Genomic DNA, 15,951 nt, shown 5'->3' with positions numbered 1-15,951 from the left:
AGCCGTCCCGTGATCCCCGTCGGGGCGTCAGAGCTCCTCGCCGAGCGGTAGCCGGTGGATGCCCGGCAGGTACTCGTCGAGCTCCCCCGGGGTGAACCGGGACATGCCCACGACGTGCCAGAACTCACCGGCCACATCGCCCTCGTACTTGTAACCGCCGGCCGGTGTCAGCGCCGCCCAGCCGCCCGTCATACCCATCAGCGTCGCGCGCAGGGACGGCGGTTCCCCGTCCGCGGGGACGTTCCAGAGCCGTACGGTGCCGTCCTCGGCGCCGCTCGCCAGGGTCGTGCCGTCCGGGGAGAAGGCGAGCGAGAGCACCCGGCCGGTGTGGCCGACGAGGTCGGTGAGGTGCTCGCCCGTCGCCGCGTCCCACAGGCCGACGGCCCGGTCGTCGCCGCCGGTGGCCAGCAGCGGAAGGCTCGGGTGGGCGGCCACCGCCCACAGCCTGCCGCCGCGTCCGCGCAGGCGCCGATCCGCCTGCCCGTCCCGCCAGACGATGGCCGTACCGTCCCAGCTCGCACTGGCGAGCCAGGCGCTCCCCGGGCCGTACGCGACGCCGTACACCCGGTCGGCGTGCCCGCCGAGCTGCGCCAGGAGGCCTCCGCTCCTGGCGTCCCACACCCGTACGAAACTGTCGTCGCAGCCGGTGGCCAGTACGTCGGCGTCCGGGCGGAAGGCGATCGAGCGGACCCGGCCCCGGTGCTCGGTCAGTGTCGACACGGGAGAACCCGTGGGGCGGAACCAGACGCGGACGGAATCGTCGTCGTTGGCGGTGGCGAGCAGGGTCCCGTCGGCGTTGAAGGCCTCCGCCCAGACGTGCTCGGTCTCGGCGTCGAGCTCTCTCAGGTACTCGCCGCCGACCGGGTCCCAGAGGTACATGTCGCCGTCGTTGCTGGCCGTGGCGAGGATGGGGTCGCGGGGGCTGAAGGCCGCCGAGACCAGCCGGTCGCCGCGCCCGGTGAGCTCTTCCGTACGCCGGCCCGTTCGCGTCTCCCACAGCCGTACGACCCCGTCGTTCCCGGCCGTGGCCAGCTGCGAGCCGTCCGCGCTGAAGGCGACACCGCTGATCCGGCGGCCGTGGCCGCGCAGGATGCGCTTGCCCTGGCCGGTGGCCGCGTCCCAGATCTGCGCGCCGCCGTCGTTGCCGACGGTGAGCAGTTGGCTGTCGCCGGGCCGGAAGGCGCACGCCCAGGCCGTGCCGCGGTGCTCGGTCGGCTGCTGGGGATGGAGGGCGATCGTGTAGCCGTGGGGGCGCCCGGTGACCGTCCACAGCCGGACCGCGCCGTTGCTGTCGCAGGCGGCGAGGAGTTTCCCGTTGTCGCCGAAGAGCACCTGGTAGACGGCTCCGGTGCCCCGTTCGAGGATTCCGGCGGGGGTGCCGACCACCGGGTCCCAGAGCCGCACCTGGCCGTCGGTGTCGCCGCTGGCGAGGAGGCTGCCCTCGGGGTGGAAGTCGAGGACGTACACCCGGCCGGTGTGTCCGGTGAACTCGTGCAGCAGCCGCGCGTCGGCCGTCCGCCAGATCCGCACCGTGCCGCCCTGCCCGGGCGCGCCCCGGTCGGCGGTGGCGAAGAGGGTCCCGTCGGGGCTGAACCGGGCGCGGTAGACGGCCCCTTGGTGGCCGTCGATCTCCCGGACGCAGTGCCCGGTGTTCAGGTCCCAGAGCCGTACCCTCGCGCTCGCGTCCCCGGTGAGCAGCAGGCCGTCCGGTCCGTAGACCGCGGTGTAGACGGGCGCGGTGTGACCCGGCATCCGGTGCACGGGCTCGCCGGTGGCCGTGTCCCAGACCGTGACCAGGCCCTCGCGGTCGCCGGTCGCGAGCAGGGTGCCGGCCGCGTCGAAGGAGACCGGCCACACGCCGTCGGGGTGGACCCGCAGGTGGTGCCGGCACGCCCCGGTCACCGGGTCCCAGAGCCGCACGGCGCCGTCGGAGCCGCCGGTGGCGATGATGTCCGGCCGGAACTTCACGGCGTACACGCGCCCTTCGTGCCCCTGGAGGGTGCGCACGGCCCGGCCGTCGTCGGCGCCGCAGACCAGGATGGAGCCGTCCTCGCTGCCGACCGCGAGGAGTTCGCCGTCGCTGCTGTACGCGATGGGTTCGGGGAGGCGGCTGGTGCGCATGCCGAAGCCGTACGGGACCCCGACGGCGGAGGGCCGGAACCCGGCGTCCACGGGCATCCCGGGGGCGATCGCGGCGGTCCCGAGCTCGGGGGCCGACCGCACCGCGTCGTCCATCGTCACGTCGATGAGCGCGGCCCGGTGCCAGCGGCTGCCGGTCAGCAGGGCGCCCCGCAGATCGGTCCGGGTCAGCCGGGCCCGGCTGAGGTTCGCGCCGGTCAGGTCGGCCTGGCTCAGGTCGGCCCGGTCGAGGCGGGCGCCGGTCAGCCGGGTGCCCCGCAGCCGCGCGCCGGAGAGGTTGGCACCGATCAGCCGGGCGTCCGTCAGATCGGCGTCGGTGAGGTCGACCCCGGAGAAGTCGCGGTGCGAGAGGTCCTCGCCGGCCAGCCGGGCGCCGCGCAGGTCGGCATTGGCCGGTACCCGGAGCCGGTCGGAGATCCGGACGGCGTTGGCGCGGGCGGCCTCGCTGACGGCGCGCCCCGGGGAGTCGAGGACGTCGCGCACCCAGCGGGCGCACTGCTCGTGGTCGGCGAGGTCGCAGAAGAACTCGACGGCGAGCTGGCTGAGCGGGCGCGCGAGGAGCAGGGTGTGCTGTCCGCGGGCGAGCTGGCGGGCGGCCTCCCGCGCCACCAGCCATTCGATGACGGAGCCGTGGATGAACTGGAAGACCCCGTCGTCGCTGCGGACCAGCAGGCTGCCCGCGCCGACCGCCTGGGCGCGCTCGGAGGGGGTGAGCGGGGACGACTCGGTGAGTCCGCTGAGGGTGTCGGCCACGGTCTCGGTGAGCTCGTCGAGCCGCAGGGCGCTGCGGCCGCTCTCCCACAGCCGCCAGGCCAGCGCGGTGACCGCGGCCCACAGCTGGTCGATGGTGAGCCCGGGCGGCGCGCCGGGCCCGCCCTGGCCGCGCCGTTCCTCGTGGTCGAGCCAGGAGGTGAACACGTCCTCGTACAGCCGGGCGGGGCTGAGCGCCCGGCCCGCTCCGGCGACCGCGCGCAGCTGGTCCTGGCTCAGATCGGCGACGAAGGAGAGCAGCCGGGGGTTGCGGCAGAGCATCAGCAGGTCGGGGATGTTGCGCAGGAGCTGATAACGGCGGTCGGCGGCGCGCTCGTCGCCGTAGCTGCGTACGAGGTAGGAGCGGATCTGGGCGGGGGTGAAGCCCTCGACGGCCAGGATCCTGCGCTGCGGGAGCAGGCCGACGCGCTCGCCGAGCGCGGTGAGCACCTGGGCGTGCGACTTGAAGTGCTGGGTGCGGCTGCTGACGACTATCTTGGCGTGGTCGACGGCCGCGTCGAGGAGGACCTGGAGGTGGTCGGCGGCCCGGTCGTAGCTGACCCGGTTGACCAGTTCGTCGAAGCCGTCGAAGAGCAGGACGACGCGGCCCTGGGCGAGCATGTAGCGCAGGGCCCGCAGGTCGATGGTGTCGACGTCGTGGCCGGCCAGGTGGGCGGCGACCAGGCCTTCGAGGCTGTGCGCCCGGTCGAGGGAATTGAGCGGGATCAGCAGCGGGGTCAGGTGCGGGAGCTGTTCGGAGATGCGCCGGGCGAGCTCGCGCAGGGCGAAGGTCTTGCCGTGTCCGAAGTCGCCGAGGAGCAAGACGAACCGGCCGTGATCGGATTCCAGGAGTTCCAGCAGCTCCTCGACGAGTCCGTCACGTTCTTGGCCGGCACTGTCTTGGCCGTCCGGGCGGTCGGCGTCGCGGTAGCGCTGGGGGAGGTAGAGGCCGGGGGCGTACTGCTCGCTGCTGCTGAGCCGGGCCGTCTGCGCGGCGACGTAGCCGCGGAGGTCGAGCAGGCCCTGGAACTCGATGAAGCTGCGGACCCGGACCCGGACGCCGTGGGCGGCGGCCCGCCCGCGCAGCCCGCCGGCCGGGGCGTCGCCCGCGTACACGAGGACGGCCTCGGAGCCGGTGTCGGTCGCGTGCACCTGGGCGATGAAGCGGTCGAGTTCCTCCTCGGTGGGGCTCCCGGGGTGGACGGCTATGCGCTGCTGCTGGACGACGCCGTCCTCCTGCTCCTGCCAGGTGGCCATGATCTGCACCATGTCGCCCGGTTCGCGGCGCGGGACGTCGCGCAGCCGTACGCCCTCCCGGCGCACGCGGCAGATCTCCTTCACCCGTTCGGCGAGCGAGGCGGCCGGGTCGTCCAGAGGGGCCCGGCCGCCGGCCCGCTCGACCTCGATGACGGCGGGCAGTTCCGGTACGGGGAAGACCCGGCGGGTCTGCCGCCACGCGGCGGGGAAGGTCTCGGACGCGGAGGTGATCCGGTCGTCCCAGCGGGTCACGCCCTCGGCTCCGACCTGGAGCAGCTGGAACCGGGCGGGGGCCGCGGAGCCGAACAGGGGCAGCTCACCGGCGCCCCCGGAGGCCGCGGAAGCCCCGGAAGTCCCGGCCAGCTGGGTGCGGCTGGGCGCGGAGGTGGTGGTGCGCGGGCCGCCGGTCGGCCCGTGCAGCAGCAGGTGCAGCCGCGGGGCGGCCAGCCGGGCGAAGGTGTCGGCGTCCCGCAGCCCGCCGGGGCCGCCGACCGCGTCACCGGGGCGGCGGCCGTCGGTGAGCGGGTGGCGGAGCGCGCCGATGCGCAGCCAGCCCTCCTCCTCGTACCGGCGCATGGCCTCGGCGAACCAGGCGGCCTGATCGCGGCCGATGAAGCCGTACTGCTCCTCGGGACGGTGGCTGTAGGCCATGGAGGAGTTGAATCCGGCGACGACCGTGCTCAGTTCGGGCACCGGGAAGAGGGTCCAGGGCTGATCGCTGTCGAAGACGGTGTCCAGGCCCTGGTAGAGGCCGCGGAACAGCCGGGTGTAGTGGCGCCATTTGGGCCAGTACGGCGGCTGCGGCGCCACCTCGTCCGCCTCGCAGGTGTGGAAGTAGGCCTGGGACGCGGCCTGGTTCACGTCCTGCGCGCCCGGTACCACCATCACCCGCTGGGGGGACAGGTCGAGCTGGGACCGCAGGGCGGTGAGGAAGCTGAGGGCCTGGTCGCATTCGCGCGGGCTGCCGGACGCGGTGAGGTCACCGGTGACCACCATCAGATCGGGGGCGGGTGCCCCCGCGTCCCTGAGCATGATGAGGTCGCCGCGGATCTGCCGGCTGAGCGAGTCGGGTTCGCGGCCGCGCCCGAAGTCGGGCCCGGCCAGGTGCAGGACGGTCACGGTGTCCTGGGCGCTCTGGCCGGCCGCGCCTGCCTGCGGGTAGAGCGGCGCCCGGGCCGGCCGCCGGCGCCCCGGCCAGCCGGGGCCGGCGAGCGCGCTCGGCTGCGGCCGGCCCGGATTGGGCTGCTCCGGGTGGCGGACGGGTCCCGGTCCGCTCCCCGGATAGCCGGGACGGCGGCCCGGCCGGGCATGGCCGTCGACGGCCTGCCCGACCCGGTTCAGCAGCAGGGAGCGGGCCGCGTCGATGTCCGCCACGCCGACGAGGTCGACGTAGGTGATGGTGGCGAGGAGTCCCTCGATCGGGATCTCGTCCACCCGGACGGTCAGCAGCCTCCGTTCGGGCGACTCGGGCGAGGCCCGGAGCGCGGCCTGCCATTCCATGCGACCGTAGGTGGAACGCTCGTAGTGGCGGGACAGTACGGCGATGACCGCCAGGGACTCGCTGACCCCCCGGTCCATGAAGTCTATGAAGTTGGTTCCCGGTACGAAGTCCCAGGCCTGCACCACCGTGCGGTAGCCGGCTTCCTCCAGGGTCCAGGCGATCCATGCGGCCCATTGTTCGTCTGCCGGGGAATAACTGATGAAGAAGTCGAACTCTCTTGCGGGAGCGCCGAATTGCCCGTCCGTCATCATGACTCCATCGTAGGGCCGTGCCCCCGGCGGCGGGTTCGTCCCGTCAAGGACGGGGCGATCCCGGGCGGGCCGCCGGACACCCCGCCCGGGCGGGCCTGTCCGGTTCCTTCCGCCCCGTCTGATGCCGGGGCGTGTGTATGTGCGAACCTGTTCGCCGTGTCTCTCCTCAGGCGTCTGCATCCCCTGGACTGGCTGGCCGGCGGCCTGCTCGCACTCGGTGCGCTGTGCGTCGCCACGGGTCTGCTGCCCACCGGGCCCGCCGCGGACGTGCTGGAGCGCATCGGTCCGCTGGTGGTGTTCCTGGCCACCGTCATCGTCCTCGCCGAACTGACCGGCAAGGCGGAGGTCTTCGACGTCGTCGCCACCTGGGTGGCCCGGGCGGGGCGCGGCCGGTATCCCCTCCTCTTCTGTCTCTGCGTGCTGTTCGCGTCCGTCACCACCATCACCCTCAACCTGGACACGACGGCGGTCCTGCTGACCCCGGTGATGCTGGCGCTGGCGACCCGGGTCGGTATCGCGCCCGTACCGCTGGCGATGACCACGGTGTGGCTGGCGAACACGGCCAGCCTGCTGCTTCCCGTGTCGAACCTGACGAACCTGCTGGCCGCGGACCGGATCGCGCTGACCCCGTCGGAGATGGCCGCCTCCATGTGGGCGCCGCAGCTGGCCGCCATCGCGGTCACGATGGCCTGCCTGTGGGGGTTCTACTGGCGCCCGGGGCGCCGCGGCGAGACCCGCTACACCCCGCCGCCCCTGCCACGCCCCGCGGACCGGGTGCTGTTCCGGGTGAGCGCGGTGGCGTGCGCCGGATTCCTGCTGGCGATCCTGCTCGCCGACGTGCCGCTGTGGTCGGCGTCGATGGCGGCCGCACTGATCGTGGTCGTGGCCTTCTGGGTGCGCAGCCGGGAGACGCTGCGCCTCTCCCTGATCCCCTGGCGGCTCCTCGTCCTGGTCCCGGGGATGTTCCTGGTCGTGGAGACGGTCAACGCCCACGGGCTGCATGAGATCCTCGCGGCGGCGATGGGCTCCGACAACGGCGTCGTCGGCATGCTGAGGTCGGCGGCGGTCGGGGCGGGCTTCTCGAACGTGCTGAACAACCTCCCGGCCTATCTGGCGGGCGAGGCGGCCATTCCGGTGGCCAATCACGAGCAGTTGCTCGCCCAGCTGATCGGCGTCAACGTGGGGCCGGTCATCACGCCGTGGGCCTCGCTGGCCACCCTCCTGTGGTTCGAGCGGTGCCGCTGGCACGGCACCCGGATCGACCTGGGCCGCTTCTTCGGTACGGGCTTCGTGCTGGCGGTGGCGGGCACGCTGGCGGCGACCCTGGCGCTGGCGGCCACCACGTAGGACTTGTCCGGGCGATCATGCGCGGACCGGGATGACCGCGATCGCTGCGGTTGCGGTGTTCCGCGGAACGCGGCCGCAGCCGCAGCCGTCCCCACTCGGCATCCGTCAGATCACCCCGCCCCATGTCCACGTGAACGACTCGGTGAACTTCTACGTGGGGTCACAGGCTGTGGGCGATGGGGTGCAGCGGTTCGTACAGCGGGAGTTCGGCTCCGCTGGGGAGGCGGATCGCAGTCAGTTTGCCCCAGCGCTGTTCGCTGATCGGGCGGGTGATCTCGACGCCCTGCGCGTGGAACTCGCCGAGCTGGGAATCGAGGTCGTCGCACATCAGGAAGAACTCGTGCCGGGGCGGGCCGTCGGTCGGGTGCACGGCCATCTCGGTCGGGGGCAGCTTGAAGATGAGCCAGCCGCCGCCCGCGTCGACGCCGGGAAAGTCGAGGACGTCACGGATGAAGGCGCGGTCCGCCTCGGCGTCCTGGCTGCAGAGGATGACATGTGCGCCGCTGATCATGGCTGGCTCCTGCCCGTCGACGTGCTGGCGGTCGTGTCCCCGGCATCCTGGCACGCTCACGTCCAAGAAGACCTTCGGTTGCATCCGACGACACGACGAAGCCGAGCTGCACGGCAGGCGACAGCGGCGGCGGTTGCCTCGCACCGATCCTGCTTGCCCTCTTCTCCGTGGTCGCCGCCTTTGGCGGCACCTGGCCCGGATCCGAGATCCAGGCGCGCGGTGGCCTTGCCCACGCCAAGGCGGCCGTCGCCGCGATCCGGCTGTGACTCCAGCCGTAGTGCGGACCCAGGCCGCTGCGGATTGCCGTGGATCACCGCATGATCGGACGATTGGGGGACGTGTACTCGTCCGAACCCCGCGATCGCGCCGGCACAGTCCGCCCGCAGATCATCGCAGCCGTGCGGCCCGGCCGCCCGCTCCGTCGGACAGCTTTCTACGTGCCGAAGGCGCGAACCGAGTGAAACGAGGTCAGCCCCGGCCTGATGCCCCCTAAGGGCTGTCCCGCAATCCCCGGCGGGCGCACGACGTCAGCTACGGCACCTCGCCGCGTTGTCGGAACGCCCGAATACGCCCAGCATGAGGACGCCCCTCCGCCTTGCGATGCACCGCATCTGACGCCGTGCGCTGATCCACCGGGGATTACGGGACAGCCCTTAGACGCTCGGGGTGATGGACCCCACCTCGTCCAGGAGGTAGGCGAGGGTCTCGCCGCGCGCCGCCACGAAGCTGCGCCCGGTGTCGGCGCCGGCGAAGCCGGGTCTGAACGCCGCCCCGGACAGCGTGCGCAGCTCCACGCCCGCCTCGGCCGCGAGCAGCGCCCCGGTCGGCAGGTCCACGCCCTCGGCGCGGTAGCCGACGAAGGCGTCGATGGTGCCGCGCGCCAGCAGGCTCCAGCCGAGCAGCGGCGCCCACAGCTGCAGGACGCGCCGGCAGCGCAGCTCCAGCACCGCGCGCAGGGCCACCGCCGTCACGTCGCCCCGTTCCACGGCGTACCCCTGTGTCCAGGCCACGACGGGGCCGGGGCGCGGCAGGGTGGGGCCGGGGCCGGGCAGCGCGCCGGACGGCCCGTGGGCTCCGTACCCCCGGACCGCGTGCCAGGTCTCCCCGGTGACCGGCTCGTGCACCACTCCCATCACAGGCGTACCGCCCAGGCACAGCCCGATCCCCACCGCATAGGTGGGCAGCCCGATGACGACGTTGTTGCTGCCGTCCAGCGGGTCGACCAGCCAGGTCCGTTCGCCCGCCGCGTCCAGGAGCCCGGCCTCCTCGGACAGGATCCGGTCGTGGGGGAAGTGGCGCTGTATCCGGCTGAGCACGAGCTTCTCGGCGGCGAGGTCGAGGTCCACCTGCACGTCCCCGGACCCGCCCTTCGTCCGCACGCACCGCGCCGTGCCGAAACGCCTGCGCAGCAGGCCGCCCGCCTCCTCCGCCGCGGCGACGGCGACCTGCCTCTCGTGGTCGAAATCAGGCCCGCTGCTCGGCATCGATCCTCCTGAGGACGGTGTGGACGCTGCGCACGGTCTGGGCGGTGTCGCACAGCCGGCGGGTCGTGCGGCGCGGTCGGCCGTCGAGCGGGCCGAGCGAGAGGTCGAGCTGGCCCGGGATCGACATGCCGTGCACCAGGGTGGCCGCGGGTTCCACCCCCTCCAGTGCGGTGGCGTGGAACTCGCCGGCCGGCAGGGTGTACGTCTCCCCGCCCGCGCTGATGTGGGCGGGTCCGGGCTCGCTGCGTACCAGGAGCGGGGTCGGCCGGATCTCGTCCACGCCGTCGCTCCCGCTGAACACCTCGAAGACCCGGTGGGTGGCGCCCTCCTCGCCGTCCCGCACCACGCTCGTCCGTACGGGCACGTTGGCCACCCGCCCGTACAGCACGCGGCTGCGCAGTTCCCAGCTGTGGGCGTGCATCGGTGACGCGTCCGGATCGGCGCGGTTGCCGGTCTCGAAGAGATGCACGCAGATTCCGCGCGGACCCTCTCTCAGCAGTGGCAGGCAGAGGAATCCGAGCGGATGACGGACAGCATGTAACTCCCTGGTCCCGGAGGCGATGGCCTCCAGGGTGACGAGAGTGCTTTCGAGCTCGGGGTCCATGGGCACGCGCCGGAGCGCATCACCTCCTGTAGGGGTCCTCCGCGTGCAGGGCCTTTTCGATGATCTTGCCGATGTCGCTGTCGGTGAAGACGCGCGGCAAGGGCAGCCGCAGGTCGTCGAAGAGCGTCCGCACCTCGTCCACGGTGGGCTCCTGCCCGAGCGGGGAGGCGACGCGCAGATCGAGCACGGTCGCCTGCTCGCGGCTCTGGTGCAACTCGGTCACGTAGTAGTCGTAGAGCGGTTGCCCGCGCTCCACCAGCAGGTTCACCCGGGACTGGTCGTCCTGGGTGATGATGAGGCAGGTCTCCGACAGGTCGAAACGCAGGGTAGGGACGGCGGCCGACAGGTGCACGCTGATCTCCAGCGTGGTCAGCTGCCGCTGGTACCAGCAGGCGGCGAGGACGGTCGCGTACGACTCCCGGCGGACCCGGTCGGTGGTCCACACGTCGTCTCCCCGACGCTGACCGCCGAACATCTGCCGGAACCGGGCGTACGCGGCGCAGGCCCGCTCGTCGGCCGGATTGACGATGTCGATCTTCACGTTGAGCTGGGAGCGCTGTTCCTTGGCGGCGGCCACGCACAGGGGCAGGGTGACCGCCCGCAGGTAGGTGCCCGTACCGCCCTTGAAGTACCAGAGGTTGGTGTGCTGGCGGGCCTTGCGCAGCGCCTCGCCGACCTCGTTGCCCGAGAGCGAACGCACCATCGCGAGGTCTTCCAGGGCCTGCCGGGTCCCGCTCATCGCCTCCTGGATGCTCGCGGGCCGGCGCACCCGCTCCACGATCGACCCCGTCGCGAGGAGGCCGAGCACGACGAGGGTGGCACCCGAGGAGACGTCGTCACTGATGACGTCTCCGAAGATGTCGAGGAGTCCGACCGCCATTGCGATGCCCAGGGCGACCACGACGTCGGCGTTCCGCAGCACCCAGGCAACGAAGCGTTCCAGCCGCCCTACGTGCGCTGCCATGAACGCACCCCCCTCCCCCACCCGTGTTCCGATGGTAGGAGACGCGCCGGTGGCACCACCAGAGCGACTTCACGTCGCGCGGCCGCCGTTGCCGCGGTCGCCGGTCAGCAGGCGGGAGCGCAACCGCTCCGCGGTCCGCTCCGCCAGGCCGGCCCGGTCCGTGAGGTAGCCGTGCACGGATCCGTACCGGGCCTCCAGGTCCGCGAGCACCAACTCCATGATCACGGCGGGGGCGCGGCCGTAACTCGGCCACTTCATGACCCGGCCCGGGTGAGCGGCCCGCCAGTCGGCGGCGAGCCGCTCGGTGGCCAGCTCGGTGAGCGCGAAGTCGGCGAGGACGTCGGCCCGGTCCACCCCGAGCAAGGTCAGCAGGAAGACTCCGATGAGCCCGGTCCGGTCCTTGCCCGAGGTGCAGTGGAAGACCAGGGGGCCGGGTGCGTGCGCCAGTTCCTCCAGGACCTGCCGGATCTCCTCGGCCCCGTCCTCGGTGACCTCGCCGAACCGGTCCGCGAGGTAGCGCCAGGGGTCGATGTCCGGGTCGATCTCGGCCTGGTCGTAGGGCCGGTGCTCGATGCTCAGGTTGACGTAGCGGAACCGCTCCGCCTCGGGCACCCGCCCCTTGGCCTCGATCTCCCACGGATACCGCAGGTCGATCACGGTCCCGATCCCGAGCTCCAGGAACCGCTCCCAGTCGCCGCCCGCCAGCTTGCCGAGCGAGTCGGCCCGGTACACCGTCCCCCACCGGACGGTCCGGCCGTCGGCGGACCGATAGCCGCCCAGGTCACGGAAGTTGTGCAGACGCTCGAACTCGACGTGCCGCTTCATCGGATCTCTCCCCCGTCTTCGGACTCCTTACCGCACACCCTGCCGCAGGACGGCCGCCCGACGGGGTGCCCGCAGGAGAACTGGGCCGAAGATCACGTCCGGGAAGCGGACTCAGCCCTCCGCGGCGGGGATGAGGTATCCCCAGGTCTTGATGCCGACGATGCCGTCCGGGCCGCCGGTCTCCCGCGGGTACGCCGACTGGAACCGCAGCACGGCGGCCTCGGTCTTGGGGCCGAAGGAGCCGTCGATGAAGGTCGGGGCATCCGCAGAGTTGACGAACCCCGTGCGGACCAGCGCCCACTGGAGTGCCCGGACGCAGTCGCCCGTGGAGCCCCTGGCGAGGTTCACGGCCGGGACGGGCCAGCCGTTGGACGCCCAGCGTGTGCCGACCTGGTTCGTGCACGCCTCCAGGTAGCCGGCCTGGGCCGAGGCCTGCGGGGCGGCGAATCCGGCGGCCATGAGCAGCGTCGCGCCCAGGATTCCGACGCGGGCGGCCGTACGCCTGATGGTGTTCATGCCAGGAGCTTCCTTTCGGTGAGGGTGGGCATGCCGGCCACCCGGACTACTCGAAGTAGACGGTGGCGATCAGGTGGTGCCAGGTGTAGCGCCCGACGACGCCGTCCGGGCCGCCCGGGGTCGAGCCACTGCGCTGGAAGTTCACCACCGCGTTGTACGTCTTGGGGCCGAACTTTCCGTCGACGAAGCCGGGCTGGTCCTCGCTCCGGACGGCGCCGGCCTCCAGCAGCTCCTCCTGGAGCTCCCGGACGCACACGCCGGACGAGCCCTTGGCGAGCACCACCGTAGGGATCTCCCAGCCGTTGTAGTACTCGGAGCCGTACGCGTTCTTGCACGCCTGCAGCTCATTGCCCCAACTGGCCTGGGCGGTGGGGGCGGTGATCAGCAGCGTGCCGACGGCGGACGCGGCGAGCGCGAGGGCCGCCAGGGGGCGGATGCGGCGCAACGAGGACATGGAAAAGCGTCTCCTGTCGATGAGGAAAGGAAGCGGAAGGAAAGGGGGAAGGAAGAAGAGAATCGCGGGAAGCGGGCGGTGCTCAGCCCGTCAGGAGCTTCTCCCAGGTCCGCGGACCCACGATGCCGTCGGCGTCGAGGTTGTGGGTGCTCTGGAACCTGCGGACGGCCGAGTTGGTACGAGCGCCGAAGGCGCCGTCGACGAAGTTGCCGCCGCTCTGCTCCCACGAGGTCAGGCCGAACTGGGCTACCAGCTCCTGGAGTCCGGCGACGCAGACGTCGGAGTCGCCCTGGGAGTAGTTGTACCGCGGGATGTTGTAGCGCCCGCTCGGGGAGAGGCGCGTGCCGAACGTGTCCTTGCAGATCTTGTACGAGGAGTCGTCCGCATGAGCGGCCGGCGCGGAGACGAGCAGGGCGCCGGCCGAGACAGCCACGAGGAAGAGCGAGGTGACGCCCTTCGCGGGGCGGGGGATGCGCATGTCGAAAGAACCTTTCGCTGTGACCGGGTGACATCGAAAAGCTGCCACACGGAGCGCGCACGCCTCCCGCGTCCCACCCGCCCGGGACACGAGGGACGAACATCCGCCCAGCTCAGAGTCACTTTCCAGGGCTCGTCCCAGGGACGTCCCGCGGCTCACGGCCGCTCAGTCGGCCTGATCACGTACGTAGGACTCGGTGAGGACATCGCAGGTGCACCAGTCGCCGGTGCACGGGGTGCCGTACTCCGCGCCGTAGGGGCCGAGTACGGCCATGAGGCCGAGGACCTCGGCGCGTTCGGGCGCGGCGAGAACGGGGGCGGAGGCATCCGCCGGCCGCTCCCAGTCGGACGGGACGTCGTCCACGTCGGCGACGCGCCGGCCGTCGACGAAGAGGGTGAGGAGCGGGTGCTCGGGGAAGTCGTTGAGCCGCAGCACCCACCAGCGCCCTTCGACCCGCGCGGCGTAGGGAAAGACGCCCGAGCCCGTAGCGTGCCAGCTGGTTCCCGGAGGGAGCGGGAGCGGGATCCCGTCCGCCCCTGCAGGGCCGGTCACGGCCGGTTGGTTCGTCATGGGGACCATCGTGCGGGCTCCCGTCGCACGGAGCACCAGCCGGGGGCGGTCAGAACGCCAGCCGGAACAGTGCACCCCCGCCCGGGGCGGGCTCCGCCGTCAGCTCGGCGGAGTGCGCCCGCGCGATCTGCCGGGCCATGGCCAGGCCGAGCCCCGACCCCGGCAGGGCGCGGGCCGCCCCGGCCCGGTAGAACCGGTCGAAGATGTGCGGCAGGTCGTCCGGCGAGATCCCCGGGCCGTGGTCACGGACCGTCAGCTCCGGCCCCCGGCCCGGGACGCCCGCCACCAGCTCCACCTCGACGGGCAGCCCGTCCCGGCTGAACTTGGCCGCATTGTCGAGCAGGTTCCCCAGCAGCCGGCTGAGTCGCGCAGGTACCCCCGGCACCACGACTGGCTCGGCCGGCACGCGTACGTGGAAGGGCACGGCCGGCCAGTGCGTCCGCGCCGCCTGCGCGCAGTGCTCCACCAGCGCGCCCAGCCGGACCTGTTCCACCAGCGGCTGCGGCTCTTCGTCGCGTGCCAGCTCGATCAGGTCGTTGACGAGCCCCGTCACCTCCCGCAGCTGCCGCCCCAGCGCGGCCGAGGCGCGCTCGCGCTGGTCGGGGGTGAGCCGGTCGGCCCGGGCCAGCAGTTCGGCGTTGGTCCGCAGTGCCGTCAGCGGGGTGCGCAGCTCGTGGGAGGCGTCCGCGACCAGCTGGCGCTGTGCGGCGACCGACTGTTCGAGCTCCCCCAGCATGGTGTTGAAGCTGGCGGCCAGCCGGGTGATCTCGTCCTCCCGCCCCGGTGGCGGCAGTTCGATCCGGTGCCGTGCGTCGCGGGTGGCGGCGATCCGCTCGGCGGTCGCGGTGAGCCGAGCGACCGGGGCCAGGCCGGTCCGTGAGACCCAGTAGCCGAGGAGGGCGGCCAGCAGGACACCGGCGGCGGCTGTCAGGACAAGCCAGCCTGCGGCTTCCTCGATGCCGTCCTCGACGGTGTCGGCCCGCAGGGCGACCTGGAGCGCGCGGCCCTTGGCGTAGTCGGTGGTGAGCATCCGGGCGGGGTGTCCGGCGACCGTGATGTTCGTGTAGTAGGGGGACTTCGTGCCTCCGGCGACCTTGCGTGCGGCGGGGGCGACGGGGAGTTGTCCCGGCGGGCGGGGGTCGTCGGCGGGGTCGGCGGGGACGACCTCCGCGCATGCGGGTGCGGCCAGGAAGCGGCACTCCCCCGCCAGGACGCCCGGCCCGGCCCCCGGGTTGCGCTGGGCGGCGAGCCGCGCGGACTGGGTGAGGCTGAGGTCGAGCTGCTCGTAGAGTGCGGACCGGACCACCAGGAACGCCGCCGCGCACACCCCGACGGCCACGAGAGCCACGGCGGCGGTGACCGACAGCGCCAGCCGGGTGCGCAGGGGCCCGCGCCTGCGCCAGACCCGGCCGAGCCGCCGGCGGCCGCCGCTCACGCGGCGTCCAGCCGGTAGCCGACCCCGTGGACGGTGTGCACCAGCCGGGGCTCGCCCGCGGCCTCCAGTTTCCGGCGCAGGTAGCCGACGTAGACGGCGAGGGAGTTGGAATCCGGCCCGAAGTCCCGTCCCCACACCAGTTCAAGGATCAGCTCGCGCGGGAGTACTTGGCCGGGGTGGCGCAGGAGCAGTTCGAGCAGGGCCGCTTCGGTCCGGCTGAATTCCAGCGGACGGCTCCCCCTGCGCCCGGTCCGGGTCGCGGGGTCCAGGACGAGGTCGGCGAAGCCGAGCGGGGCGGCAGCGGTGCCGGCGGGTCCGGGCGCGGCCCGTCGCAGGAGCGCGCGGACCCGGGCGACCAGCTCGTCCAGGGCGAAGGGTTTGACGAGGTAGTCGTCGGCGCCCGCCTCCAGTCCGTCGACGCGCTCGCTGACGGAGTCGAGCGCGGTCAGGACGAGGACGGGCGTACGGTCGCCCAGCGCCCGCAGCTGCCGGCAGACGGCGAGGCCGTCGAGTACGGGCATCATCACGTCGAGGACGACCGCGTCGGGCTCCCAGGCCGCGACCTGGGAGAGCGCCGCGAGGCCGTCCGGGGCACCCCGTACCTCGTACCCCTCGACCGCGAGTCCGTCCTCGACGGCTGCCCGCACCTCGGGCTCGTCGTCGACGACGAGGATGCGCTGCCTGCCTGTGCCGCGTGTGTTGCCTGTGTTGCCTGTGCTGTCCGTGGAGCTCATGGGGCAAAGCCTGCCAAAGGCTTCTGAGAGAACCTCTTAGAGGTCGTTTTCATCTTGGGTGTCACTTTCTGGGGCTGTTTGTCCTCCCCGTCGCTGTGTTGCCGGTGGGGCTGCAGTGGCGACTCTGCCTG

13 protein-coding genes are annotated in these 15,951 nt (G+C 72.6%); 1 reads left to right on the top strand and 12 read right to left on the bottom strand.

Annotated elements, in window-relative coordinates:
• Window positions 1–27: 27 nt before the first annotated feature.
• Complete coding sequence (locus ACZ4YL_RS35080; protein WP_468121945.1) at window positions 28–5,898, bottom strand: WD40 domain-containing protein; 5,871 nt, start codon at window positions 5,896–5,898, stop codon at window positions 28–30.
• Window positions 5,899–6,054: 156 nt separating this feature from the next.
• On the opposite strand from ACZ4YL_RS35080, the gene ACZ4YL_RS35075 reads away from it, so the two are divergent.
• Window positions 6,055–7,245, top strand: a complete 1,191-nt coding sequence (locus ACZ4YL_RS35075; protein ID WP_468121943.1) for an SLC13 family permease — start codon at window positions 6,055–6,057, stop codon at window positions 7,243–7,245.
• Window positions 7,246–7,405: 160 nt separating this feature from the next.
• On the opposite strand, the gene ACZ4YL_RS35070 is transcribed toward ACZ4YL_RS35075, so the two are convergent.
• The 11 genes from ACZ4YL_RS35070 to ACZ4YL_RS35020 form a co-directional block, all read right to left on the bottom strand.
• Entirely contained in the window at window positions 7,406–7,756 is a 351-nt protein-coding gene (locus tag ACZ4YL_RS35070) for a VOC family protein (RefSeq protein ID WP_468121942.1), read from the bottom strand.
• 653 nt (window positions 7,757–8,409) lie between these two features.
• Window positions 8,410–9,240 (bottom strand): inositol monophosphatase family protein, encoded by an 831-nt coding sequence (locus tag ACZ4YL_RS35065; protein ID WP_351159272.1) that lies wholly within the window; start codon window positions 9,238–9,240, stop codon window positions 8,410–8,412.
• Window positions 9,221–9,709 carry a hypothetical protein gene (locus tag ACZ4YL_RS35060; RefSeq protein WP_468121941.1) on the bottom strand — a complete coding sequence of 163 codons (489 nt, stop codon included), beginning with the start codon at window positions 9,707–9,709 and terminating at the stop codon, window positions 9,221–9,223. The genes ACZ4YL_RS35065 and ACZ4YL_RS35060 overlap by 20 nt, the downstream gene beginning before the upstream one ends.
• A 154-nt stretch (window positions 9,710–9,863) precedes the next feature.
• Window positions 9,864–10,808 carry a hypothetical protein gene (locus ACZ4YL_RS35055; protein ID WP_030011489.1) on the bottom strand — a complete coding sequence of 315 codons (945 nt, stop codon included), beginning with the start codon at window positions 10,806–10,808 and terminating at the stop codon, window positions 9,864–9,866.
• A gap of 69 nt (window positions 10,809–10,877) precedes the next feature.
• Window positions 10,878–11,633 carry a tyrosine-protein phosphatase gene (locus ACZ4YL_RS35050; RefSeq protein ID WP_468121940.1) on the bottom strand — a complete coding sequence of 252 codons (756 nt, stop codon included), beginning with the start codon at window positions 11,631–11,633 and terminating at the stop codon, window positions 10,878–10,880.
• A 111-nt stretch (window positions 11,634–11,744) separates the two neighbouring features.
• Window positions 11,745–12,149, bottom strand: a complete 405-nt coding sequence (locus tag ACZ4YL_RS35045; protein ID WP_468121939.1) for a peptidoglycan-binding domain-containing protein — start codon at window positions 12,147–12,149, stop codon at window positions 11,745–11,747.
• 46 nt (window positions 12,150–12,195) lie between these two features.
• Window positions 12,196–12,603, bottom strand: a complete 408-nt coding sequence (locus tag ACZ4YL_RS35040; RefSeq protein ID WP_468121938.1) for a peptidoglycan-binding domain-containing protein — start codon at window positions 12,601–12,603, stop codon at window positions 12,196–12,198.
• Window positions 12,604–12,685: 82 nt separating this feature from the next.
• Complete coding sequence (locus tag ACZ4YL_RS35035; protein ID WP_468121937.1) at window positions 12,686–13,081, bottom strand: peptidoglycan-binding domain-containing protein; 396 nt, start codon at window positions 13,079–13,081, stop codon at window positions 12,686–12,688.
• 165 nt (window positions 13,082–13,246) lie between these two features.
• Window positions 13,247–13,651 (bottom strand): hypothetical protein, encoded by a 405-nt coding sequence (locus tag ACZ4YL_RS35030; RefSeq protein WP_468121935.1) that lies wholly within the window; start codon window positions 13,649–13,651, stop codon window positions 13,247–13,249.
• 49 nt (window positions 13,652–13,700) lie between these two features.
• On the bottom strand, window positions 13,701–15,086 hold the full coding sequence (locus ACZ4YL_RS35025) for a sensor histidine kinase (protein ID WP_468121934.1): 1,386 nt from the start codon (window positions 15,084–15,086) through the stop codon (window positions 13,701–13,703).
• Window positions 15,083–15,820 (bottom strand): response regulator transcription factor, encoded by a 738-nt coding sequence (locus ACZ4YL_RS35020; protein ID WP_468121933.1) that lies wholly within the window; start codon window positions 15,818–15,820, stop codon window positions 15,083–15,085. The genes ACZ4YL_RS35025 and ACZ4YL_RS35020 overlap by 4 nt, the downstream gene beginning before the upstream one ends.
• Window positions 15,821–15,951: the final 131 nt, after the last annotated feature.

The sequence above is a fragment of the Streptomyces sp. NPDC030021 genome (assembly GCF_055574035.1).
Note: the sequence above shows the minus strand (reverse complement) of the source record. Positions and strands in the feature narration are given on the sequence as shown.